The 23,300-nt window shown below is 38.6% G+C and carries 26 protein-coding genes; 3 read left to right on the top strand and 23 right to left on the bottom strand.

The window, feature by feature from the left end; translation table 11 throughout:
- Positions 1-491 precede the first annotated feature (491 nt).
- On the bottom strand, positions 492-890 hold the full coding sequence (locus QKW49_RS18055; RefSeq protein WP_282864051.1) for a rhodanese-like domain-containing protein: 399 nt from the start codon (positions 888-890) through the stop codon (positions 492-494).
- Between the two features lie 330 nt (positions 891-1,220).
- Between QKW49_RS18055 and QKW49_RS18050 the strand changes: the two genes are divergently transcribed.
- A complete protein-coding gene (locus tag QKW49_RS18050; protein ID WP_282864050.1) occupies positions 1,221-2,312 on the top strand; it encodes an NAD(P)/FAD-dependent oxidoreductase in 1,092 nt (363 codons plus the stop codon).
- An 81-nt stretch (positions 2,313-2,393) separates the two neighbouring features.
- Here the strand turns inward: QKW49_RS18050 and QKW49_RS18045 are convergent, their stop codons facing one another.
- The 3 genes from QKW49_RS18045 to QKW49_RS18035 are packed head-to-tail and all read right to left on the bottom strand — an operon-like array spanning position 2,394 to position 6,913.
- On the bottom strand, positions 2,394-3,767 hold the full coding sequence (locus QKW49_RS18045; RefSeq protein ID WP_282864049.1) for a SpoVR family protein: 1,374 nt from the start codon (positions 3,765-3,767) through the stop codon (positions 2,394-2,396).
- A 13-nt stretch (positions 3,768-3,780) separates the two neighbouring features.
- A complete protein-coding gene (yhbH, locus tag QKW49_RS18040; protein ID WP_282864048.1) occupies positions 3,781-4,974 on the bottom strand; it encodes a sporulation protein YhbH in 1,194 nt (397 codons plus the stop codon).
- 16 nt (positions 4,975-4,990) lie between these two features.
- Entirely contained in the window at positions 4,991-6,913 is a 1,923-nt protein-coding gene (locus QKW49_RS18035; protein ID WP_282864047.1) for a PrkA family serine protein kinase, read from the bottom strand.
- 216 nt (positions 6,914-7,129) lie between these two features.
- Between QKW49_RS18035 and QKW49_RS18030 the strand changes: the two genes are divergently transcribed.
- Complete coding sequence (locus QKW49_RS18030) at positions 7,130-7,660, top strand: DUF6648 family protein (RefSeq protein ID WP_282864046.1); 531 nt, start codon at positions 7,130-7,132, stop codon at positions 7,658-7,660.
- Positions 7,661-7,735: 75 nt separating this feature from the next.
- Here QKW49_RS18030 and QKW49_RS18025 read toward each other — a convergent pair whose 3' ends face one another.
- From QKW49_RS18025 to QKW49_RS18015, 3 genes are all read right to left on the bottom strand, one after another.
- On the bottom strand, positions 7,736-8,371 hold the full coding sequence (locus QKW49_RS18025) for a Sir2 family NAD-dependent protein deacetylase (RefSeq protein WP_282864045.1): 636 nt from the start codon (positions 8,369-8,371) through the stop codon (positions 7,736-7,738).
- Between the two features lie 79 nt (positions 8,372-8,450).
- Positions 8,451-8,885, bottom strand: coding sequence for a DUF1232 domain-containing protein (locus QKW49_RS18020; protein ID WP_282864044.1), 435 nt, complete (start codon positions 8,883-8,885; stop codon positions 8,451-8,453).
- Positions 8,886-9,107: 222 nt separating this feature from the next.
- Positions 9,108-9,539, bottom strand: coding sequence for a CBS domain-containing protein (locus QKW49_RS18015; protein ID WP_282868174.1), 432 nt, complete (start codon positions 9,537-9,539; stop codon positions 9,108-9,110).
- A gap of 270 nt (positions 9,540-9,809) precedes the next feature.
- Here QKW49_RS18015 and ytaF point away from each other — a divergent pair, with 270 nt between their 5' ends.
- Positions 9,810-10,433, top strand: a complete 624-nt coding sequence (gene ytaF / locus QKW49_RS18010) for a sporulation membrane protein YtaF (RefSeq protein ID WP_282864043.1) — start codon at positions 9,810-9,812, stop codon at positions 10,431-10,433.
- Between the two features lie 80 nt (positions 10,434-10,513).
- On the opposite strand, the gene ptsP is transcribed toward ytaF, so the two are convergent.
- From ptsP to QKW49_RS17930, 16 genes are all read right to left on the bottom strand, one after another.
- Positions 10,514-12,259 carry a phosphoenolpyruvate--protein phosphotransferase gene (gene ptsP, locus QKW49_RS18005; RefSeq protein ID WP_282864042.1) on the bottom strand — a complete coding sequence of 582 codons (1,746 nt, stop codon included), beginning with the start codon at positions 12,257-12,259 and terminating at the stop codon, positions 10,514-10,516.
- 18 nt (positions 12,260-12,277) lie between these two features.
- Positions 12,278-12,547, bottom strand: coding sequence for an HPr family phosphocarrier protein (locus QKW49_RS18000; protein ID WP_282864041.1), 270 nt, complete (start codon positions 12,545-12,547; stop codon positions 12,278-12,280).
- A gap of 14 nt (positions 12,548-12,561) precedes the next feature.
- A complete protein-coding gene (locus tag QKW49_RS17995) occupies positions 12,562-13,017 on the bottom strand; it encodes a PTS sugar transporter subunit IIA (RefSeq protein ID WP_282864040.1) in 456 nt (151 codons plus the stop codon).
- 147 nt (positions 13,018-13,164) lie between these two features.
- On the bottom strand, positions 13,165-14,523 hold the full coding sequence (locus tag QKW49_RS17990) for a fructose-specific PTS transporter subunit EIIC (RefSeq protein WP_282864039.1): 1,359 nt from the start codon (positions 14,521-14,523) through the stop codon (positions 13,165-13,167).
- 45 nt (positions 14,524-14,568) lie between these two features.
- The gene (gene pfkB / locus QKW49_RS17985; RefSeq protein ID WP_282864038.1) at positions 14,569-15,507 is read right to left on the bottom strand and encodes a 1-phosphofructokinase; all 939 of its coding nucleotides are present in this window, start codon (positions 15,505-15,507) and stop codon (positions 14,569-14,571) included.
- 11 nt (positions 15,508-15,518) lie between these two features.
- Positions 15,519-16,289, bottom strand: coding sequence for a DeoR/GlpR family DNA-binding transcription regulator (locus QKW49_RS17980; protein ID WP_282864037.1), 771 nt, complete (start codon positions 16,287-16,289; stop codon positions 15,519-15,521).
- Between the two features lie 471 nt (positions 16,290-16,760).
- A complete protein-coding gene (locus QKW49_RS17975) occupies positions 16,761-18,362 on the bottom strand; it encodes a proton-conducting transporter membrane subunit (protein ID WP_282864036.1) in 1,602 nt (533 codons plus the stop codon).
- Between the two features lies 1 nt (position 18,363).
- On the bottom strand, positions 18,364-18,714 hold the full coding sequence (locus QKW49_RS17970) for a cation:proton antiporter subunit C (protein ID WP_282864035.1): 351 nt from the start codon (positions 18,712-18,714) through the stop codon (positions 18,364-18,366).
- Between the two features lie 4 nt (positions 18,715-18,718).
- Positions 18,719-19,105 carry an MnhB domain-containing protein gene (locus QKW49_RS17965; RefSeq protein WP_282864034.1) on the bottom strand — a complete coding sequence of 129 codons (387 nt, stop codon included), beginning with the start codon at positions 19,103-19,105 and terminating at the stop codon, positions 18,719-18,721.
- The gene (locus QKW49_RS17960; protein ID WP_282864033.1) at positions 19,098-19,367 is read right to left on the bottom strand and encodes a hypothetical protein; all 270 of its coding nucleotides are present in this window, start codon (positions 19,365-19,367) and stop codon (positions 19,098-19,100) included. Before QKW49_RS17960 ends, QKW49_RS17965 begins: the two co-directional genes overlap by 8 nt.
- Before the next feature lie 2 nt (positions 19,368-19,369).
- Positions 19,370-19,912 carry a DUF4040 domain-containing protein gene (locus QKW49_RS17955; RefSeq protein ID WP_282864032.1) on the bottom strand — a complete coding sequence of 181 codons (543 nt, stop codon included), beginning with the start codon at positions 19,910-19,912 and terminating at the stop codon, positions 19,370-19,372.
- A gap of 1 nt (position 19,913) precedes the next feature.
- Positions 19,914-20,210, bottom strand: a complete 297-nt coding sequence (mnhG, locus tag QKW49_RS17950; protein WP_282864031.1) for a monovalent cation/H(+) antiporter subunit G — start codon at positions 20,208-20,210, stop codon at positions 19,914-19,916.
- Between the two features lie 2 nt (positions 20,211-20,212).
- Positions 20,213-20,470, bottom strand: coding sequence for a monovalent cation/H+ antiporter complex subunit F (locus tag QKW49_RS17945; protein WP_282864030.1), 258 nt, complete (start codon positions 20,468-20,470; stop codon positions 20,213-20,215).
- A 4-nt stretch (positions 20,471-20,474) separates the two neighbouring features.
- Positions 20,475-20,960 carry a Na+/H+ antiporter subunit E gene (locus QKW49_RS17940; RefSeq protein ID WP_282864029.1) on the bottom strand — a complete coding sequence of 162 codons (486 nt, stop codon included), beginning with the start codon at positions 20,958-20,960 and terminating at the stop codon, positions 20,475-20,477.
- A 109-nt stretch (positions 20,961-21,069) separates the two neighbouring features.
- Positions 21,070-21,786, bottom strand: a complete 717-nt coding sequence (locus tag QKW49_RS17935; RefSeq protein WP_282864028.1) for a DUF421 domain-containing protein — start codon at positions 21,784-21,786, stop codon at positions 21,070-21,072.
- A 449-nt stretch (positions 21,787-22,235) separates the two neighbouring features.
- Entirely contained in the window at positions 22,236-23,300 is a 1,065-nt protein-coding gene (locus QKW49_RS17930) for a sulfate/molybdate ABC transporter ATP-binding protein (protein ID WP_282864027.1), read from the bottom strand.

The raw sequence follows: 23,300 nt of genomic DNA, 5'->3' as shown, positions 1-23,300 counted from the left end.
ATTTGTACTCAAAATGACATTGAAAAAAAGGCAGTGTATGTATGCCGCTATGATGGGTACAACGCTGCTAGGACTTGGGTGTGTATATTTCTGGGAAAAGACATGTTGTATTGATACCTATAATGACTTGAGTTGTATTAGAGATAGGCTTGTGAAATGTAATTAATAAAAGGATTTTTTCTTGCCAAAAGATAATCTATTCATCATAGATACCCTCCGCTTTAATTGTTATCCTGCTCTTTTTTAGCTTTCGGTTCTAAAAAGGACAAAATGAAAGATATACAGCATAAAATAATTGCAATATATATTAGAGGCCTATTACGTATAACGGGACATACGCCGGAGGGCAAACTACTTTTCAAAACATATATTTCAGCAAGTGTATATACTCCAATCACTGTCCCAATTATCAAAGTGCCATAACTTAGATATGATAATATCTTCTTTCTCATGATTGTTCCTTATCTTCTATATATTTGTTAAATTTAGCTTTATTTATTTCCGGATACTGTTTCATATGGCCATCTTACGATACCACCCAAATTATATATATGTGTATAACCCATTTTTGTTAACACTTTTGCAGCTATTGCACTACGACTGCCACTTCTGCAATAAACGAAAATTTCTGTATTTTTATCCGGCAACTTTTTGTTTGCTTCGCTCGAAAGAACATCCACAGGAATCAAAGTGCTTTTCGGTATATGTTTTTCCAGATATTCATCCTTGGTTCGAACATCCAAAAGAATGATGCCTTTTTCGCTCTCCAGTCTCCTTTTCGCATCCGAAGGACTTATTTTCACTCCCCCCGCCGTGCCCAAACCTTTTCTAGATATCCAAAAAGCAACGACAACTACCAACAAAATTACTAAGGAAATATACTGATTCATCGTCTTTCCCTCCAAACTGGAAATACATATTAAAATTGCTCTCTCACTTCACAAATACCCCCACAGGGTACATTTATATTATAAAAGACAAACCACCTATCTGTCAATCATTATATCCATATATTACGATATAATTTCAAACCCATTCAAAGCAACGATAGCAGGAATAAAAACACTTTACATATCCTGTAGAAGCATTAGCAAAGTTGAAGCCTGATTTGTTTGTTTTATCTTTCATAAAGCAATATTTATGTATAAATCTGTTTAAATAGTATGATTCTACATAAACTATATTTGTACTCAGAATGATATTGAAAAGGTGGTGTAAATATGCGTACCGCTATTATGGGTGCAGGATTATCGGGCCTTTGCTGTGCATATATCTTGGAAAAACAGGGATACCATTATGATATTTATGAAAATCGGCGCTGTGTCGGAGACAGATTTGTAAACGGAGAAATCATCATGGAAATACTCGACCGCCCTATTCAGGATATTTTTTCGCTGCTTTCAATGGAGCACGGACTATATCTTAAGGCAACCAACGTCATTAATAAGATCATAATAAAATCGCCAAAAGAAACAGTAGATGTTCAAGCATTTATTGGTTACATCACTACAAGGGGCAGACATGAGCATTCACTGGAAAAGCAAATTTCAACCAATATAAAAAAGCGTATTATTTTTAACAGCGATAAATCTATTGATGATTTATTATACAATTATGATAAGTTGGTACTGGCAACAGGTGATGGAAGTTATTCTGAAAAACTTCAGAAATATACCACCCACCTGCCGGTAAACCTAAAAGGTGCCACCCTCAAAGGCGAGTTTCAACCAAATACGGTATGTGCTTGGCTGAACAATACCTTTGCACCGCAGGGTTATGCATACCTGATTCCTTTTAATGCCCAGGAAGCAAATGTAGTCATCGCCTATCCAAATTATGAACATAATAAAAAGTATAATATTGATAAATTGTGGGATAACTTTTTAAATAGTTTTAACTTCAAATTCCGTATTACCGATGGATTTCAGGTAACAAACTACCAAATAGGTATAGCGGAGAAATGCAGGGTTGATAATGTACTCTTTACCGGAAACTGCTTTGGCTCAATTATGCCTTTCCTTGGATTCGGCCAGGGATCTGCTATGCTAAGCGGAATTTATGCCGGTTTGGATATATGCGGAAAAACCAAATATGAAAAAGAGATAAAAAAACTCCGAAACAGCTATTACGATTCATTAGCCCTCAGGCATGCGATGGAAAAAATGAATAATGACGATTATGACAAGCTACTTAGAATCTTGAAAACTTCTCTAGGGAAGAAAGTATTCACAAACAAAAAGCTCAACTTTCTTAAGTATGCGGCAAAAGCTTCAAAATTACTGCTTGACCAGAATAAAACTGCCCAGTTTTAGAAAAACTATGGGACACCCCTTCATTTTAAGGAGTGCCCCTTTTATTTTTTATACCTTCATATATCTCCATATCATAATCCTTCATACGCCGTTCATGGATATTCTTTTGTTCTCTTCACATACAATCAGCTTTCGCACCTTGTCAATGACCGTACGAAGCAGTATTTTACCACCCCAAAGCGTTGACAAATATTTTAATGTCTCATATGCGTAGGTGAGGTCCAACTCTCTGCCATCATATTCATGTTCCAAAAGCAGCGACCGGTCCTTCGGAGACATTTCCATTACTTTGATGGAGGGGATGCCTGACATACCAGTAGTACTAACGACGGCATTGCGTATTTCCTTCCATCCTTTTTCATCCGCAACCTCTTCTATCACATAGTCTACACCTTTCTTGTTATACTCAAACAGGTTCATGTCTCTACATAATTCTTCAGTAAGATATCGCCGGATAAAAGATTCATCCCTTTCTAACTTCCGCACTTCAAATATTTTTTTTTTGCCGTAGCGCCGTTCAATATCATGAAAGATAGTGTACCCCATATAATACGGGTTCACCCCACCTTTCCACGGACGAATTACTTGATGATGCCGGGTCAAAAATTCCATATGAAACTCTTGCGTCAGTTCCAGCTTATTCAATATATGATAGTGCCAGTAACTGGCCCACCCCTCGTTCATAATCTTTGTCTCAATCTGTGGAATAAAATATGCCGTCTCTCGCATGGTAATGGTAAGGATGTCTTTTTCCCATTCTTCCAGTTGCCCATATTCCACTACAAATGCCATCAAGTCTTCGGCTGGCTCTATAGGAATTTTATTCAAATCCGGGAAAGCAATATTCTTTTTAATATCCAACGGACTATGGACTTTTGTCTTCTCGTAATATTTCTGCAGCAATCTGTCTTTCTTCTCTTGTTGAGAAACTTTTTTCTCTCCGATTACTCTAGAGGTCTGAAACCTTAACGCATGAGCCGCATCCAATATACGCTCAACCTTCTCATAGCCAATGCTTGGGTCTTGAATATAACTCCTAATTCTATCCGCATGGTTTTTAAACATTTCCACCGCAGTCTCTGCCGATGTTCCTTCTGCGAACAAACGGTTATTTTTAAAAAAATCGTTATGCCCATAAACATGAGCAATGGTAAGAATCTGAAGCAATTGGCTGTTATCCCTCATAAGATATGCTATGCATGGGTTTGAATTGATTACCATCTCATAGGGTAATCCCTCAAGATTATACCTATACAGTGTTTTTTTCTTCTCATAGGTTTTACCGTAGCTCCAGTGAGGATAATGGGACGGCATCCCTACATAAGCTTCATAACACAACATATCTTCGTAGCTGCAGATCTCAAATTCCTGAGGATAGACATCCAATCCTTCCTCCTTTACGATTTCTTCAATCTTCTTATTCCATTCTTCCAACTGTCCCACTGTATATTCCATCATAGTCCTTTTGTTATTCTTTAAGCGCTGTCTCCTTGTCTAACAACTTTCTAAGCGCAGGAATAACATCCTCCTTCTTTGACATTGTAACAATTGAAAAATTGGGATACTTCACCTTATTGGCAAATTCTTCACGTATGGTGCTGATAGGTGTATAGTATCCCAGCATAATCTCTCCGTAGCCGAACAGATTGCATGTCTCACAAAGCTTACATGCCGACTCTACAGCTTTTTTATTGTCTTCCGTCCAATTATCACCATCACTGCAGTGAAAAGCATAAATGTTCCATATTGCAGGATTATATCTTGCTTCAATGATTTCCAACGCCTTTTCATACCCACTGCTGATAAATGTCCCCCCGGACTCTCCCCGGTGAAAGAAGTCATCTTCATCCACTTCTTTTGCGACGGTAGAATGTGAGACAAATACAATCTCAACATTAACGTATTTCAGCTTGATAAACTGGTATAGCAAGAAATAAAAGCTCCTAGCCAGGTATTTTTTAGTCATGTCCATCGAACCGGAAGTATCCATAATGCATATAACCACTGCGTTGGATTCTCGTCTAACATCCTGCCGCATCCGGTAATATCTTAAATCATCCTCTTTAAATGGGAACCTTTCCCGTTCTTTTTGCTCATCATACAATTTTGGTTCTTCCGCCTGCGCTCTTTCGTAAGCTTTTTGCCTTTTGATTTTTTCCACTACCGACCGTTTCTTAGCCAAACGCGGACGAATCCCTTTCCTCTGATATCCCAACTTCTTAAAAGTTGTTTCAGATTCCATTTCCTTAAATTTCTTTTTCTGCAGAAAGGGTAAATTCAAATCTTCAAACAGATAATCAATTAATTCTTCAATCGTAATCTCTGTTTCGTAAATGTCTTCCCCTTCATTGCTGCCTGCCTCTCCTTGTCCGGGGCCTTGGCCTTTTTTGGAACTATCACTTCCGATTTTATCACCGCGTTTTTCACTTCCATCTCCAGAGCCCACACCCGGTTTATTCTTCCCGTATATAAACTGATATTCTTTTATTCCCCGAACAGGAATCTTGATTTTTTTATCTTTGCTTTGTCCTATAATACTCTCCTCAGCAATAATATTTCCTATATTTTTTTTGATGGAATCTTCCACCAATTCCCGATGCCTTCTTTTGTCTTCCGCTGACCGGTCTCTGCCCCTGCTGTCAAACTCTCTAAATATAACCATATACTCACTCCGTTCGTTAATCTTTCCACAAATTATTCGCAGCATATTTAAGAATCACATTACAGCAGTAATCACAGTACCCGTTTTTCTTCATCTCTTCTACCATGGCATCAAATTTTTCATTTTGCTCCTTATCTCTAACCTTGGTTCGGGTAATCACCCTGCTCAATTCCCGTACCGATGAAGTAAGCTTCTTCTCTATTGCTTCCTTTAAAGGCTCATAACATGTATAGTCTACTTTCCCACCACTTCTCATTACAAAAAACATATAGGCGGTTACATCTTGGCGGAATCCTCGGGCAGCCGTTTCAGTAATTCCGATCTGCTCTTCAATGGACCGCAAGAACTTTTCATCCGGCTCCAACTCTTGGCCTGTACTCCTCTCTTTGATCTTTGCCTTATTCACATAAGCTTCCGCATGATCCAGATAATTGTTGAACAAGTCTTCGGCCTGCTCCTTATAACCATGTATAAATGCTTTGGTAACCTCTTTTTCAAGAATCTTGTGATATTCTTTCTTAATAGCATCCTGCAAAAAGTTGAGATATTTTTTCTTGTCGTCATCGCCAATTGCCGTTTCTTTCACTTCTTTTACTAAAGTCTCCATCACTCCGATTGGATTGATACAATTATGGTCCGACTCTGCTATTGCCGTATCCAGTGCCTTCATGATAAACCGGGTGGATATACCCGTCATCCCTTCTCGCTGTGTTTCTTCCCTCAATTCAAGGATATCCACTTTTTTAGTGCTTCCTTTTTCAACAATTTCTTCCCCGTTATATATCTTTAGCTTTGTAAGCGCATCGACTTTGGATGAAGGCGCTAATCTTGTGAGTATCGCAAACATGGACGCCACCTCAATGGTATGCGGCGCAATATGCGCGCTAAACTTACTTTTCTTCAAGATCTTATTGTATATCTTAATTTCTTCATTCAATTCAAGACAATATGGCACCTCAATTTTTACGATTCTATCCAGGATGGCTTCATTGGTATGGTCAGACTTAAATTTATTCCATTCTGCTTCATTAGAATGGGCTAAAATGATTCCATCAAAATAGATCATTGAACCTTTCCCCGGTGAAGGAACACTCTTCTCTTGTGTTGCCGTAATCATAGTATGCAAATATTCCACTTCATTCTTAAACACTTCAATAAACTCTACCAAGCCCCGATTACCCACATTAAACGCTCCATTTAGGGATAATACCCTTGGGTCATCCTCGGGATATAGGTCCAACTTGGATATGTCTACCGAACCGATGAGCACTGAGGTATCCTGATTGTTAGGATCCACCGGAGGTACCACACCCACTCCTTTTCTTGAACGAATACTAAAATCCACACTTTCTACAGGGTATCGCTCATATTCTCCGTTGTACTGCTCTTTCAGCCTATAGCGGCAAACCGGACACAGATCGCCCTCTATCTGTATGTTGAGCATACGTTCAAACTGTTCCCTTAAATGTTTTGGAATAAGATGCAGCGGCTCCTCTCTCATGGGGCAGCCTTTAATAGCATATATAGGTATACTCATTTCCAATGCTTTTTTCAGTGCCTCCATGATGGATGACTTCCCTGCCCCCACCGGTCCTACCAAATAAAGCACCTGCCTGGATTCTTCACCCTTCATGGCAGCTGCATGAAAATATCTCACCATTTTCATTAAAGTCTTGTCTATACCAAAAAAGTCATCTTTGAAGAAATTATACTTCTTGATGACGTCATTGCCATAAATCCTTCTTAGCCTGGGATTTTCTTCCGTATTAATGATTTCTATTCCTTTTCCGGTAACTAATTCATACATTCTCTGGTGGGCCAGCATGCACAACGAAGGGTTCTCTTTTAATACTTCCAAATAATCAAGCATCGTGCCTTCAAAATGTTTCTTATTCTTTTCTAGTCTGTCCTTCTTAATGAGGTCTGCAAACTGTGACATTACCCTTATAACCTCCTTATTGTTCTGCAAATTTAAAATTCTTTTCCATCCATTTCTTTTAAAAGAGCGAATGAATAGCTTGATTTACTCTATAATACATATGTATGATTGAAGCAATATTTTAATACCGCAATATTTGAATGGCGGCAAGTTAAGTATTTTTCATTAAAATATGTTATAATAACCATACGGTCTGATAGAATTAGGAGTGAGAATATGTCTAGAAATAAATTCGATGATTTTTTTGCAAACCGTCAGAGCTTAATTGACCAATACACCAAAGGAGACCTGTCCAAGGAAGAATTTATTGAAAACAACTATTACTATATACAATCGATGAATACAAAACCTTTTCAAAGAGTAGATCATATAAAAAAAGGCTTGTTTAACTATCAGTATTATAACGTGATTGCGAAATACTGTCAGAAGCGCGCCCATGAGTCCCCTAAGAACAGCCTTCAGAAAAAAGACTTTATCGAAAAAGCCAATTACTATTATTCTAAAAAAGATAAGGTCACTATGAAAATATTAGATATCCTTGATTTCGAAGGCGTTGATGCATATTATGTAAAGGTAAATTCTCCAAATCTTAAAAATAAGCTATTTGAAATCGTATTAAAAGAGTATGAAGATGTTATTTTACACTCTAAAAATGAAGATATCAGAAATAGGCTCATTGAAGAAGGTGTATTTAGAGATGAAAAGATACGGTCGGTCATTGACAGCTATATAAACCAGAAGTATTGATTGGTTCACGGTTCACAGTTCACAGTTCACGGAATTTTGTTAGATCTATAAACTATGAACTGTTAATCGTGAAGTTTAATGTAATAACTCTTTGAATAGATCTTCGCTATTTTCATTAATAATAACCACTTTTGCTCCATTTTTTTGGGCTATATTAGGCAGCAGATTGGCAGGAGCCACTTGCAGGCTGGTACCGATTACCAACATCAGGTCACATTTTCCGGCCCACTGAATTGCTTGCTCCCAGTCGTGAATTTGATCACCAAATAACACTACATCGGGCTTTAGTATTTTGCCGCAGTCGCAGTGCGGTATTTTTTCATCCAGCGATTTCTGTGCAGGGTAAATCATTCTGCACTTTTCGCATACTAAGTCTCTCAAATTTCCATGTATCTCCAATACATTCTGGCTGCCGGCTTTTTGATGAAGCCCATCGATATTCTGTGTAATAATATCTGCATTATATTTTGCCAGTACTTTATGTGCTGCGTTTGGCTGTACATCATTCCATGCCAGTATACTTCTATACAAATCAAAAAATGTGTTCGGATGATTCACAAAATATTCCCTGGTTAGCATATCACGTATAGGAATATCATTCCAATCTACATCAAATGTAGGTAATCCGCTTGCAACACTTACACCTGCACCGGTGAGAGCAAGAGGATATTTTGAGTTTACAAGACTGTACTTTAATGTTGCTGTATCCATTTGTACCTCCTGTTTTAGTTCCAAGCCCGGCATTGAGCGCTTGGAATGTGTATTATATTCATTATTATTGCAAATCCAGTCATTCTTGTTCGTCTGTTTCATCTACTGAATAATCAACATCAGAAATGACTTCTCCATCTTCATCCATCACTCCTGATCTCTTTGAATCTACATAGTTTTCCAACTCTTCTTTCAGCAAGTTCCAACCGTATAAAACAGCTACAGTGTCATCAATGAAACCTGCTCCTGGAATCAAATCGGGCATGAGATCTGCAGGATTGATAAAATAGAGTAGAATTGCACCGATAATCAGCTTTTTATAGGTAGATACTTCAGGGTCGAGGAAATAATTGTACATTACTTTCAACTTGTTAATAATACCGTCTATTCCTTTAGAGGATTTTAGTTTATTGGAAAAGTTTAATTTTATTTCGTTTCTGCCATCCTCGGTCTGCGCCTTTTTCATTAATGTTTTTAATATTTTGGTAAGCTTTTTTAAGTTTACTACCCTCATATTATCACCACCCAATCCATAGTATAACACAATGAACAATTAATAATGAATACTGAATACTTATTGTAGAAATAATTTAGTGCTACTAATATAATATAGCACTACTTCGTAATTTATTATACTTAAAAAATTGAGTTAGAAGCTTATTCCGGCTTCTAACTCAACTTTTCGAATATTTTGCTACCGGAGTAGCAAAACATTCATTGTTAATTGTTCATTAACTTAAACTTTGTAGGGATGGGCAGGTGTTGATATTTCGGTTAAAGCTTCAGAAGCTTCGGTATCATAAGTCGGGTTTACCGCTAAATCTCCAAGTGCTACCATTCCCACTACCGTATTATTTTCTACAATGGGCAGCCTTCTGATTTGCTTTTGCGCCATCATTTTTGAAGCTTCTCTAACATCCATGCCCGGCCAAGCGGTAGTAATCTGTGAAGTCATAACATCACTAGCTTTCAAGGTCTTTGGATCTGTCCCATGGGCAACATTTCTTACCACAATATCTCTATCGGTTACAATCCCTTTCACACCACTTGCATCACAAACCGGAATAGAACCTACGTTATGTTTCTGCATCAGTTGAGCTACCTGCTCCACAGGTGTGTCAGGGCTTACATATACTACTGTACTTGTCATGATATCTTTGAGTTGCAAATCCATCATCCTTTCATTTTTTAATTGCAATCTATCATTAATAGGCTTCATATATTATGTTATCCTAATTAAATAAAATAATGCCCGCCATTTTTTGATATTGCGGAAATTGCAAATTTATACAATTAATTTTTTAAAATCAGATAGTACTCCGTTAAATATGAATAGATTTCAATGGGATGCAAAGAAAGGGGTACCAAAAAGTGTCATTTTTTATCCTCAAGCATAGAATAATAAAGAATCTATCTCGCTTTAGAAAGGAGAATCAGCTTGACCGCACTATTACTTGCTTTATCTCTCAGTTTAGATAGTTTCGGTATCGGTATCAGCTATGGTATAAAAAAAATTAAGGTTGCAAAAACCGCATTACTTATAATTACTATGATGTCGTTAGGCGCTTTATCATGTTCCTGGCTGCTTGGGCAAGCGATCCTATCGATAGTCTCTATCCATACCACAAAGATTTTAAGCGCCTTATTGCTAATGAGTCTTGGAATATTTGTTTTTATTCAAGCTTTCTTTGATGCTTTATTTCCTGCATCCGAAGAAGAAAAGCTGATAAAAAAAATCAAAATCAAACCTTTAAGTATCGTTGTCAACATTATTCGTGAACCGTCATCCAGTGACATAGACCATTCAGGGGTGATTGATATCAGAGAAGCCGTATATATTGGTGCTGCTCTCTCTATCGATTCAATATCTGTGGGTATAGCGGCGGCAGCTTTCCAAATCAATTTGGCATCTATTGTAATTTTTACAGCAGTTCTGAATATTATACTTTTAAAGATAGGCGAATTGATAGGTAAAAAATTTGGAAACTTAGTCAGTCAAGATAAATTAAAATTCGCATCAGGGACTATCATTTTTATACTGGGCATACTGAAGTTGATTTAAGAGTTATATCCTAATAAAAATGGCTGCTGACAGCAACTTTGTCAACAGCCTTATACGTATTCATCTTCTTGTTCATATATTTAATGATTTTCTATAAAATCAATGTAAAACTGCTTTAGAACTTCGTGTATTTCTTCAGTAGTCTTCAATCCCAATACGCTATCCAATACTTTTTTACAATCGTCTCTAGTAATTTGTGCAATGCCGTGCTTCACTTTTTGCATAGATGTTGCCGACATGCTCCATTCGTCCAGCCCCATCGCAATCAGTAAAGGAGCAGCTAGAGGGTCACCGGCCATATCTCCGCACATGCCTGCCCGCTTCCCCTTCGCATGTGCCGCATCAATGACAGATTTTATCAGGCGTATTACTGCCGGATGGAAATAGTCATAAAGGTATGCAACTTTTTCATTCATTCTGTCAACCGCCAGCGTATATTGGACCAGATCATTGGTACCTATACTGAAAAAGTCAACTTCCTCTGCTAATTGGGATGCCATCAAGGCAGTTGAAGGCACTTCAACCATGATTCCCAATTCAATAGCCGAATCAAAAGAAACTCCTTCTTCCGTAAGTTGTGCTTGAACCTCTCTATAGATCTTTTTTACCTGTCTCCATTCTTCCATTCCCGATATCATTGGAAACATAATCTTTATTTTCCCGTACACACTCGCTCTTAAAATCGCACGCAATTGCGTAATCAAAATGTTCTTTTGATCCAGGCAAAGCCGAATCGCCCGATATCCTAGAAAAGGGTTCATCTCTTTAGGAATATTCAAATACGGCAGTTTTTTATCTCCGCCAATATCCAGTGTCCGAATAATTACCGGCTTATTTTCCATAAGCTGCACTACTTCTTTATAGGCTTGGTACTGTACTTCTTCATCCGGAAGCTTATCTCCTGCCATAAACAGAAACTCCGTCCTATATAAGCCAATCCCTTGTGCGCCTTGCGCAACAGCAAAATTAGCCTGGTCAGCATTCCCGATATTCGCCGCAATCTCTACCTCGTGACCATCTTTGGTTACAGCACGTTTAGAAGCATAACTCTTTAAAGCCTGTTGTTGTTCTTGTTCAACTTTCATCCGATGACTATATTGATCAATCGTTGCTTCATCAGGATTGATGATACATAGTCCTTCAATACCATCAATAATCAAGAAGTCACCATTACAAATATTGTCCAACTCATCTCCAATACCTAATACCGCAGGAATGCCCAAGGATCGAGAAAAGATAGCTGTATGTGATGTTTTACCGCCGGTTTTGGCTGCAAAGGCCAGAATATACTTCTTATCCAGTTGAACAGTCTCTGACGGGGCTAAATCATCGGCCACTAAAATAACCTCTTCACGAATATCCGATAGCTGCACTTTGTTCTTACCGGATAAAATCAGTAGCAATCGCCTTCCTAAATCCCGAACATCCTTTGCTCTTTCCCTCATGTATTCATTGGGCATTGCCTCAAAAATCGCTGCAAATTGCTGCACCAGACCCTGCACTGCCTTTTCAGCAGAGTACTGCTGACCCTCAACTAATTTCTCCATTTTAGGGTAAAAAGCAGGGTCGGTTAAAAAGCTCCGCTGCCCCTTTATAATGCCGGCTTTTTCTTCTCCTAACGTTTGCTTGGTTTTTCCAATCAATTGGTCCAGTTCATGAATACATTGTTCCTTGGCTTTTCTGAGACGGCTTAACTCTGCATCTACGTTATCACTACTGACACTCATATATTCACTCTCATTTAAGTCAACTGCACTATATAGAAAAGCCTTCCCCATTCGAATACCATCTGAAACACCAATTCCACGCAGTTGTATTTCAGCCATTTTTCTCACCCTTCACCTTTATTCCTCGCCAAATTTACTCTCGACCAGCTCTACTAATGCACTTACCGCCTCTTGTTCATCTTCGCCGGTGGCTTCTATGGTAATTTTTGCGCCTTTCTCCAGTCCCATGGTCATTAATCCAAGGATACTCTTCGCTTCGATAGGTACTCCATCTTCACCCTTTACAAATATATCGGATTTAAATTCTGCAGCTTTATCAACAAACAACTGGGCCGGTCGAATATGAAATCCCGAAGCGTTTTGAATGATCACTTCTTTAATAAACATTAAAATCCCCCCTTCTAGATTGCCTGTAAAATATCTATAATATCCTGAGCACTTCCAGCTTCTTTTAATTGATTACGAAATTCTTCATGAATCAGTTTTCGAGAAATAGCAATTAAAATTTGCAGATGCTCATTGCCTACTTTTTCTTCGGGAACAGCGATAAGAAATACCACCGAAACCGGATTGCCGTCCATAGATTTCCAATCAATCGGCTGTTTCAAACGCGCAAAAGCCAATCCGGGTTCGGCAACTCCTTTGGATTTTCCGTGCGGAATGGCTACACCAAATCCAATACCTGTTGTACCTGTCTCTTCCCGACTCATAACAGCTTCCATATAAACAGATTTATCGGCTACAAATCCTGCTTCTACCATACTTTCAACCATTTTATCAATACATTCTTCTCTGTTTTTAGCATCAAGTGATAATAATATGGTTTCTTTTTTAAGTAAATCAGATAAATGCATCATTATTCTCCTTCCATATCTACCTCAAAGAGGGCACATATTGTTTTTTTATAACCACTAATTTCAAATGTGGAAAATATACCCTCTTTAAGATATTGAATGTCAAAATTAATTTCCCTTATTTTAACCGAACACTTTAACGCTATACTCTTATTCTTTATTCTTCTTCAATATATTTACCGTTAATGCCGTTACAACAGTTCCCACAACGATGGCAACAGCATACATTGGCAGATTACCTACCGCGTTTGGAATAGGAAGTACAAAGATTCCACCGTGTGGTGCACGCAAGGTGTTCCCAAACATCATTGAAAGCGCGCCGGTAATCCCAGCACCTAACATGGTGGCCGGAATAACACGGAACAGGTCTGCCGCAGCAAAAGGAATCACACCTTCGGTAATAAAAGAGATACCCAATACCGCAGCGGCTTTACCGGCCTCTCTTTCTTCCACCGTATATTTCTTAGGTGCCAACAACGTTGCAAGCCACATTCCCAGTGGCGGTGTCATCCCCGCTGCCATTACTGCTGCCATCGGGCCATACACATTACTTCCCAATAACCCTACTGCAAAGGTATAAGCAGCCTTGTTCACCGGTCCGCCCATATCAAAAGCCATCATCGCTCCCAGAAGTAATCCCAGCAGAACCGCGTTGCCGGTTCCGAGAGTTGTAAGCCAAGCGGTCAGTCCCTCCATGATCCCTTTCATTGGTGTGCCTACTACGTAAACCATTAATAGACCGACAACCAAGGTAGATATGAAAGGAATGATCAGTATAGGAACAAGACCCGATAGATTTTTAGATAATTTAATGTTATCTTTCAGCGCTTTTGCAACATACCCTGCTATAAAACCTGCAATGATACCACCAAGAAATCCTGCACCGATTTTAGATGCCAGCATACCTCCCACCAAGCCCGGCGCTAATCCGGGTTTCTCAGCAATGGAATATGCAATGAAACCTGCTAAAATAGGAACCATCAAAGCAAATGCCGTACCGCCCCCAATATCCATCAATGCAGCTGCAAGCGTCCCTTGTTCTTTAAATGCTTCAATTCCGAATACAAAGGAAAGAGCGATTATCAATCCACCGGCAACCACCAAAGGAAGCATGTAGGATACCCCTGTCATCAAATGTTTATATGGGCCTGTTCTCTTCCCGCTTCGCTCTGTCTTTGCTTTTGCGATCTGTTCAACATAATCTTGTCCCGAAGCTGAAGGTTTTTTTTGCAATGCTTCATCAATAAGCTTTGCCGCGTCTTTAATGGCTTGTCCCACCGCAGTCTTTACCACAGGTTTGCCGGCAAAACGCCCTTCATCAACATCCATATCCGCATGCGCTTGTGCAATTTCTTCTTCGGATAATGCATTTTCAACACCAACAGCACCCCGGGTTTCTACTTTGAAATCTACATTTTTTTCTTTTGCGGCCTTTTCCAAGGCTTCAGCAGCCATATAGGTGTGAGCGATCCCCGTCGGACAAGCAGTAACTGCTAATATCTTTTTCATAAAACGAACCTCCTTTAAATTTTAGAAAATTTGTATTTTTTATGTTTATATTTTAAGTGCGCGCACTTGGTGCAGAGATTGTTGGACTTCAGACAGTGTGCACACTTGAGTTCCGGGCTTTGAAGCAGTAATGGTACCGGCTGCCGTAGTCCACAGCGCAATTTCCTCCAGCGTTTTATTTTCCAATAATGTATAAGCGAGAGCAGCAACCATAGAATCTCCCGCACCTACCGTACTCTTCGGAATAATAGAAAAGCTATTTACACGGTAGGCTTCTTTGTTGTTAAGAATGACCGCACCTTCTTTTCCCATAGATATTAATACCATGCTTACGCCTTGTTCTATCAAATTTCGTCCGGCAGAAAGAATTTCTTTCTCTGTTAAAAGCTTCATACCTACTAACTTTTCCAATTCATAAATATTTGGTTTTATAGCAAACGGAACGGCTTTAATGCCTTCTTCCAACGCTTTACCATCTGCATCAAGGATAGTTCTAACCCCTTTGCTATTTGCCATTTCAACATAGATTCTGTAGATATCTTCAGGCACCCCCGGAGGTAAACTACCACCAAGAACCAAGATAGAAGAATAATCCAATAAATTTGAAAGCCTTTCGTTAAAATGGGCTAAAATTTTCGGAGTAACAAAAAATCCGGGTTCATTAATTTCAGTGGTGACTTTCGCTTTTTCATCCACTATTTTCGAATTTGTTCGTGTCTCTCCTTCTGCATTTATGAAAGAAGTCTTGATATCTTCTTCTTCCAGATATTCCAGCAGCAGCTGCCCTTGAAATCCTGCGGTTAATCCCGCCGCTAGGGCATCCACTTTGAAATTTTTCAATACTTTTGCCACATTAATCCCTTTTCCGCCTGGGTCTATACGCATATCCTGAACACGGTTCAACCCACCTATTTTTAAGCTTTTTACCGTTATGGTCTTATCCAAGGCGGGATTGAGTGTGACGGTAACTACCGGTGAGTTCATTTTATCCCCTCCTACGACTTAACAATATATATCTCTTTTCCAACTCGTTTTATCGCTTTTACATATTCTTCCGAAATGCCATCGCTTACAATATATTTATCAATCTCTTCGAAGTCCGCAAATTTTCCGAAAGAAACTTTTCCTTCTTTGGTATGGTCAGATAACAAAATTACTTCCTTTGCTGCTTCAATCATTTTTCTTTTACTTGCAGCCTCTATCAGATTAGGAGTGGTAAGGCCTTGCCGAATATCCATGCCGTTTGTTCCAATAAAGGCTTTATCAACACAAACCATCTTGAGAGATTGTTCTGCGATAGGCCCTACCAGTGCCAGTGTTTGCTGGCGTAAAACCCCTCCGGTAACCAGTACTTCAATTCCTTTATACCCTTGCAGCTCATGGGCTAAAATTAAGGAGTTTGTAACCACTGTCAGATTGGAAAAAACCTTTATTTCTTTTGCCAAATGAAAGATGGTAGTTCCCGAGTCCAATAAAATGGTATCTCCATCTTTAATAAATTCGGCAGCTTTACGGGCTATACTCTCCTTCTCTTTGCGGAATTTATCTTCCTTTTCTATAAAAGTCGGCTCAAAATTCACCTCCTGCATAAATACCGCTCCACCATGCGTTCTTTTCAACAGCTTTGATTCTTCCAATTCTTTTAAATCGCGCCGGATTGTAGATTCGGACACTTCAAAATACTGACTTAACTCCGGAACCGATGCCCTGGAATGTTCCTGAACATATTGCGCTATCTTTACTTTTCGTTCTTCTTCATATAACATGGCATATTTCTCCGTTCATTTTATCATTTCCGATCACACTCGATCATTCAAGCCAATCTCTATGACCATTTGTTATCATTTGTGCTTATTTATGATTATACTCCTGATTTTTTTCCTTGTCAATAGTAATAATATTGACTGTCAAAAAATATTCTCTATCGTCTAAAATACACAACAATAGCATCTTTATCTTAAGATTCCCCATTATCCCATATATGATTTCCATGCTCATATATGCATATCGATGAAAGGATATGCTTAAAATAGAAGCATAAGCTCTGCTCTAACAGTCAACTACAAAGGCCGGCCATCGGCCGTTTGTGAATATCACAGGTTACCAAGGCGGACGCGCAATGCGCGCCCCTACAATAAAAATATCCATAGAATTTTGCACAGGCTATTTCCTCAATAACAAAAAAGAGTTTACTGCATATATGCAATAAACTCTCTCTTAGTGCCCCTTTTTCCTTTTTACATATATCTAACCGCCAGATAAACGGCTATCACACATAAAAAAATAGTTATAGAAAGGCATATGTTGTTAAAATCCAGTTCAAACTCTTTTATCCTATACAGCCATTTCGATTTTAATATAATCTTTTTATAAATAATCACTCCGGCGATTAAGCTTATCAAGTAAATTCCGGCTTTTTGAAGGTATGAAAATATATCAATGGAAACCTGCTGATTAAATAACAATTCGATAAATCCCTGTCCCCAAACGCCTCCGGTAAAGCATATCAGTCCTAGGGTAATAATGGTAATACTGCGGTAATGATCTATATTTACCTTACTTTGCTTACTGTCGCCCCAAAATATGGACGAGTATTTTAAAAATGACACAATGGTCCCTAGATTAATAATCAAGATGCCATATTCCAGCGCATTCCCTTTTATCCCGCTTTGAATTAAATATTTCGAAATACTTCCATTAAACAATGGCGCTCCGGTGATACCCAGTATCGCCAAAACAGATGCCGCCGCTACGATAGGCATCCTCCTGAAAACTCCTTTAATCTCCCATAAATTTCTTGTCTTATATTCTTCAATGATCATCCCCGCTCCCAAAAACAGTGTGGATTTAAAGAAAGCATGATTCACGATATGGTATATGGAACCCCAATAGGAATATTTATTAGGAAAGTTTAATCCGATCATAATCAGTCCGATTTGGGAGACCGTATGATAGGCAAGGATCAGCTTTAAATCGGTCTGGGACAATGCCAGAAAAAAGCCAATCATTCCGGTAAGCAAACCCATGACCAAAAACAATTCCGATGTATCTATCACCCCTTGAAACATCTCTTGAATCCTTATAAAAAGATAGATACCGCTCTTTACATACAGACCTGATAATATGGCGGATACAATGGAAGGCGCACTCGGGGTCCCATGGGCTTTCGGAAGCCAGCTAAACAGCGGCATCAACGCACATTTCAAACTAACCGCCGTAATCATTAACGCATACGGTATGATAAGTGTACGGGGATGTTCTATGAACTTCATTCTTTCCTGTATGCCCCCAAAATCCAATACTCCCATTGTTTTATAAATAAACCCAATTCCAAAAAGAAAAAAAGTCATCGCGACAATATTGACCAATAAATAGATGATACCGTCATAGATAGCCTGACTATCTTTTTTAAACATGATCAATATGCTAATGGTAATAGTTGAAATCTCTGCTAATATGAATACATTAAATAAATCATTTGATAGAAATATGCCAATAATGAGTGCCTGTAATACCAAAAACAAAAATAAAAAAAGCTTATCCACATACATCTTACTGTAATTGAATATAAGCATGGCTAAAAACAAGAATGCGGTAAGCATCACCAATACCGAAGAAAGTATATCTGCCCGTAGCACAATGCCAACATACCCTTTCCATCCTCCTAAGGATTCCGTAATCACACCACTGTGCTTAACAAGTATAAAGTTCTTGACCGAAGCCAAAAAAAGGAATATCTGCAGTAGTATCGCAACCCTCTTGCTGTACTTCCCCAAAGCTAAGTATAGCAATGTCGCAGAAAGTATTGGCAGCAAGATAAAAAAATACAAAGAAATCATTCTATCGTTGCTCCCTTCTTCTTGATTTAACTTTCTTCCAGTTTGTTGTACCGTATTTGTGATAAAGGGTGATAAACATAGTCAAGCTCACTGCCGTCACCGCTACCCCTATGACAATCGCAGTAATCATCAATGCCTGTGGAAGAGGGTCCGCCATACAGCCATAAGCCGAACCGCCGATTGGCGGCATATCCCCTTCCTTAAAATTAATAGTCATAAAAAACAATATGATCGCGGATTCCATGATCCCGATAGATATCACCGTCTTTACGATATTTCTTCTGGCAATAATTCCGTAAATCCCTATAAAAAATAATATGATGCTTACCGTCTCACCATTTAACCAATCCAAAAAGTCACCTGCTTTCATAAAAAACAAATCTAAAGAAAACAATACTCAAACCGCAGCATACTTTTATGCCTATCAGCGCATTCATAGCCACCAAGTAATACCGGTTTAAGAAGGGATACATAAAATTAAACTTTAATAGTAAGAATACCAACGGGATCGCAATGATTAGAACATAAATCATCTTTTCAAGCATTTGCAGACTATTCAATCGGATGTCTTGTACCGGCCTCACCAGGTATCGGCTCATAAATACAGCCGATAATATCGCTCCGCCCTGAAAACCTCCTCCGGGAGTCAAATGCCCGTTTAGGATGATATAAAAACCAAACAATAGAATAAATGGGTACATCATTCCAATCATAATGGATATGATTTCTGAATTTTCATTCATCCATATGTCCCTCCTCATGCCTGGAAAAATAAATAATGCCTATAATGCTAATGAGCAGCATTAGTGCCTCAAACATAGTATCAAAAACCCTATAATTCAAATATATTGCTGTCACTGCGTTTTGCGCCGCTGTATCACGGATAAAATATTTTTGATAGTATTCGAATATTTCATTAGGCAGCACTTGTCCCGCCCCTGCATATATACCCAGAAACAACACACCCATCAATAGAACATATACGAAAAGTATTTTTCTCCTCAAAGTCAATCACCTTCTTCGATTTCATATACCACAAATTTTATATCACTTTCCTTCTTGCTCTGAATATACCTCCTCAGCGCATCGAATTGATAGTTTTGCTTATTACCGAAAACCGAAGTTTGGTCCCCCTCATGCCGCACAATCAGATCGTATTGATGGTTTTCTTCTAAATGCTTTAGGCTTTCTGCGGTGTAGATGACTTGCGGCTCTAATTCTCTGGATATACAGAATTGCTCTATCAAATCAAGAATGCGCTCCCGCCCTTTGTTGATACATACATCATCTATCACCCCACAGCTGTCATCAGTATAATAGATAGTAAAGACCTTATATTTTTGCAAAGCTACAAGGTATAGTATTGTTGACAATGTACTGCCGATAATAGCCTCCGCGATGGCAACATCAGGCGCACTATACAGCAGATAGCAAAATGAGCTGATTAATGAAAATATGCCTAGATAGATAACCGCCCTGCGAAGCTTGTGAGTTTGTACGGCCATAATCGCAAACAAGATCATAAGTATCAAGAAAATCTTTAACAGCATATTATTCTCCCTTCTTCACTCTATATCCGCTGAAATATGCTGACCGGGCAATGGAGTGGGTAGCAAGAGGATTTGTAATAATCATGACAATCAATATCAGCAGCACCTTAAGGGAAAAAAAGCTGAATCCCTGCTTGAGAATCACTCCTGTCATAATAGTTATAAACCCTACCGTATCCACCTTGGATGCAATAAGTATTCTGGAATAGAAATCATTAAATCTGAATATTCCAAATACTCCAAAACATATAAAAACTATACCGATAGAAATAATGATATTTCCTAATAGATTGATCATAGCTATATCTTTCCTTTTTTTTGAATAAAATTTGCGATAAAAATGATACTGATAAATCCCAGCAGAACATATACTATCGCTATATCTAACAAATACGATTTTTGCATGACCACAGCAAATAATACAATCAGCATAATAATTTTTGACGAAAATAGATTAAGCGCAAGCAGCCTGTCCCATATGGTAGGACCTAAAATTATTCTAATCACACTTGCTAATGCCAATACGCCCAAAATCGTTAACACTATTTTTACAAACATCTCATCACCTTCCGATCATCATTTTCTCAAGTTTTCCCTTAATGATCCGGCCGGCCAACCGGGAATCTTTGGTGGTGCAATCAATCCACAATACCTTTAGCTTTTGTCCCACTTTATCCACAGTTACCGTACCCGGTGTTAATGTAATAGAATTTGCAAGTATACATATATAAAAATCATTTTTTATTTCAGTTTCGATTTCAACTATATCCGGATTGATATTGCCCGATATAATTTTTGAGATGGTAGAGAAACCCGAAAGGTAGATTTGAAAAAGTAAGTATAGTAAGTACTTGAGGAGCCATAAAGGACGCACTTTATACGTCCTCTTGTAATTAACAAATAAAAGAAACCGGTCTGATATGAGCACAGCGAACAGACCCAAAACACCACCAAGCACTATGTGTCCAATGGTGATTCGCTCATTAAGAATAACCCATAATATAGAACATAAAAAAATCATTTCCAGATAATATATGATTCTTTTCATCCAATCATCACCACCTATGATCCTGATACTTTTTATATTCTACACGGGTACATCATTTTCCTTCATATTTATCGGCAGAATTACATGTTTTTCTTTTCTCATTATCATCCTACTCGATACCATATTGTCCTTCTTTTTCATCAGCATGAGACTTCTTTGACACATATAAAGTTCCCGATGTATCAAGTCCTGCATAAAATACTTCAGAAACATCCACAATATTTTGTTTTTCCAATTCATCCCGCAGCCACTGCTCATTAAGATGAATATCCTGCAAATTCTCATACATAATGCTGCCATCTATGACCAAGTCCTTTGTCAATCCCTTATAGCCGGTAGATATATTCAAGTCGGAAGGGGTTAGGGGTTGTTTCTGGGACTTGGGTAATACGGATATCTTACCGTCACTTTCTAAAATAGCAAACTCTACATCCGCAACATTAAACATATTCTTCTCTCTAAGCAAAGAAGTTAAATCATCAATCGTGAATCGAATTTTTTTCATGTTCTCATTGACGATCTGCCCATTCTTTATAACAGTTACCGGCTCAGAATCGATAAGCTTTCTTCCTTTGAAACTTTTGATGTGGATATATCCGGTTAGAATAGCCAAAGCCGCAAGCGTAATCAAGGTTGCAGTCGCCGAAGCTGCTGAAGCTTTAGGTCCTAACGCTAAATTTGCCGTTACCGAACCCAGGGTGATTGCTACCGCAAAATCAAAAAAAGTCATCTGGGCAATCGCTTTCCTACCCATTAATCTTGCGACAACCATCAATAATAAATATGCAAATACGGCCCTGAGCATTGAATTAATCACTGTATCCATAACACATTGCCTCGTTTCCTCATAAAACCAGTCCATTCTATTAAAATAATGGCGGCCTTTCATCTCCTCCACTCTTATGTGTATCTTATACTTTGAAGCGTACTAATTAATAATATTTGTACTTATTATGTACAATTATTCACATTTTCTTCATACCTTCTCGATTTTGACAAAAAAATAAAGCTTCCATGATGTTCATTATCGCTTCTTAGACTTTACATCACTAAGGCTTTATTAACTATTACTTCACTTAACTGTCCCATAATCAAACCCACTGGCCATTCTTGAATTTCATCTAGAGCTTTCTCTCCTTCCTTATTTGGACGGTTCACTTAAGTCCGCCATATTCAAAATCCAGTTTTCTTTTGCATGCTTGCATGAATAAAATGCTGATAGAATAATAGATAATTCTCTACATATAGATTTAAACATAGACTATTCCTCCTTTATCATAAAATTAAAAAAAGCTTTTTCGGATCAATGGATACTCTCCATAGTGTTTCTATGTTCTTAATTTTTTCCCATCTCTCTTTCGAAACCTCCCACTGCAGGTGATATTTTTTCGTTCTATCAACCGCATGCGTCAAACTCAAATACACCGTCACCTCAAAAGGTGCTTCACTAACACGTGTAACCCAACATTCAAACGTATTGTGCTTGTCAGAATGTTCAGTGAATTCAAGATAGTGTGCCCTAATCCCAACATACTTAACCGAATCACCGACAGGCTCATCGGTATGAAGAACACATCCCCAATCCACTGCTTCCACCAGATGATCGGATATCTTTCTAGCTTCGGAAATATTCTTGCAGCCTGTTAGCTGTGCCGCATCATAACTAGGCGGCTTATGAAAGATACTTTCTTTCTCTCCATCCGCCACTATTTTACCTTGCGAAAAAATAACAATATCTTTGCATACTCGATACGCTTCAGCCATATTATGTGTTACAAACAACGTAGTACCCTGATACTCAGATAAAATCTCTATGAGCTGCCTCTCCATCTGACTCCTCAAATGATTATCAAGCGCAGAAAAAGGTTCATCCAACAACAGCACTTCCGGCTCAACCGCCAAGGCCCGGGCAAGCGCCACCCGCTGTTGCTGCCCTCCCGACATTTGGGATGGGTACCGATGTTCCAATCCCTCCAACTGCATCATGGCAATTTTTTCTTTTATAATACGCGTTTGTTCACTCTTCGTCAGCCCATGCAACCCAAAAGCGATATTTTGCGCTACCGTCATATGAGGGAAAAGCGCAAAATTTTGGAAAAGAAATCCTATTTTCCTTTTACGGCAGGGCAGATTGATTCCTTTATCCGAGTCAAAAAGAACCCGTCCATCTAATTCAATACGCCCTTTGGTAGGCGTCTCCAATCCGGCAATACATCTTAAAGTCATACTCTTGCCTGATCCGGAAGCACCTAGCAGCGCAAGGGGGGCGTTCCGAGTACGAAAGGAAGCCTCCAGTGTAAAGCCGTGAAGTTTTTTCTGAATATCTACCAAAAGATCCAT

Origin of the sequence: Petroclostridium sp. X23 (assembly GCF_030013905.1) — a bacterium.
GTDB lineage: Bacteria > Bacillota > Clostridia > SK-Y3 > SK-Y3 > X23.
This window is presented reverse-complemented; position numbering and strand designations above follow the sequence as displayed.

What these genes read in the sequence shown, in the direction of transcription:
- QKW49_RS18035 (WP_282864047.1), bottom strand. Translation starts at nt 6,913, where the DNA reads ATGTCACAGTTTGCAGACCTCATTAAGAAGGACAGACTAGAAAAGAAT.
- QKW49_RS17945 (WP_282864030.1), bottom strand. Translation starts at nt 20,470, where the DNA reads ATGTTTGTAAAAATAGTGTTAACGATTTTGGGCGTATTGGCATTAGCA.
- QKW49_RS17990 (WP_282864039.1), bottom strand. Translation starts at nt 14,523, where the DNA reads ATGAAAAAGATATTAGCAGTTACTGCTTGTCCGACGGGGATCGCTCAC.
- QKW49_RS17930 (WP_282864027.1), bottom strand. Translation starts at nt 23,300, where the DNA reads ATGGATCTTTTGGTAGATATTCAGAAAAAACTTCACGGCTTTACACTG.
- QKW49_RS17940 (WP_282864029.1), bottom strand. Translation starts at nt 20,960, where the DNA reads ATGAAAAGAATCATATATTATCTGGAAATGATTTTTTTATGTTCTATA.
- QKW49_RS18025 (WP_282864045.1), bottom strand. Translation starts at nt 8,371, where the DNA reads ATGGATACAGCAACATTAAAGTACAGTCTTGTAAACTCAAAATATCCT.
- QKW49_RS17935 (WP_282864028.1), bottom strand. Translation starts at nt 21,786, where the DNA reads ATGGATACAGTGATTAATTCAATGCTCAGGGCCGTATTTGCATATTTA.
- pfkB (WP_282864038.1), bottom strand. Translation starts at nt 15,507, where the DNA reads ATGAACTCACCGGTAGTTACCGTCACACTCAATCCCGCCTTGGATAAG.
- QKW49_RS17955 (WP_282864032.1), bottom strand. Translation starts at nt 19,912, where the DNA reads ATGCTGTTAAAGATTTTCTTGATACTTATGATCTTGTTTGCGATTATG.
- QKW49_RS18030 (WP_282864046.1), top strand. Translation starts at nt 7,130, where the DNA reads ATGTCTAGAAATAAATTCGATGATTTTTTTGCAAACCGTCAGAGCTTA.
- ptsP (WP_282864042.1), bottom strand. Translation starts at nt 12,259, where the DNA reads ATGGCTGAAATACAACTGCGTGGAATTGGTGTTTCAGATGGTATTCGA.
- mnhG (WP_282864031.1), bottom strand. Translation starts at nt 20,210, where the DNA reads ATGATCAATCTATTAGGAAATATCATTATTTCTATCGGTATAGTTTTT.
- QKW49_RS18050 (WP_282864050.1), top strand. Translation starts at nt 1,221, where the DNA reads ATGCGTACCGCTATTATGGGTGCAGGATTATCGGGCCTTTGCTGTGCA.
- yhbH (WP_282864048.1), bottom strand. Translation starts at nt 4,974, where the DNA reads ATGGTTATATTTAGAGAGTTTGACAGCAGGGGCAGAGACCGGTCAGCG.
- QKW49_RS17980 (WP_282864037.1), bottom strand. Translation starts at nt 16,289, where the DNA reads ATGTTATATGAAGAAGAACGAAAAGTAAAGATAGCGCAATATGTTCAG.
- QKW49_RS18020 (WP_282864044.1), bottom strand. Translation starts at nt 8,885, where the DNA reads ATGAGGGTAGTAAACTTAAAAAAGCTTACCAAAATATTAAAAACATTA.
- QKW49_RS18055 (WP_282864051.1), bottom strand. Translation starts at nt 890, where the DNA reads ATGAATCAGTATATTTCCTTAGTAATTTTGTTGGTAGTTGTCGTTGCT.
- QKW49_RS17975 (WP_282864036.1), bottom strand. Translation starts at nt 18,362, where the DNA reads ATGATTTCTTTGTATTTTTTTATCTTGCTGCCAATACTTTCTGCGACA.
- QKW49_RS18045 (WP_282864049.1), bottom strand. Translation starts at nt 3,767, where the DNA reads ATGGAATATACAGTGGGACAGTTGGAAGAATGGAATAAGAAGATTGAA.
- QKW49_RS17965 (WP_282864034.1), bottom strand. Translation starts at nt 19,105, where the DNA reads ATGAATGAAAATTCAGAAATCATATCCATTATGATTGGAATGATGTAC.
- QKW49_RS18000 (WP_282864041.1), bottom strand. Translation starts at nt 12,547, where the DNA reads ATGTTTATTAAAGAAGTGATCATTCAAAACGCTTCGGGATTTCATATT.
- QKW49_RS17995 (WP_282864040.1), bottom strand. Translation starts at nt 13,017, where the DNA reads ATGATGCATTTATCTGATTTACTTAAAAAAGAAACCATATTATTATCA.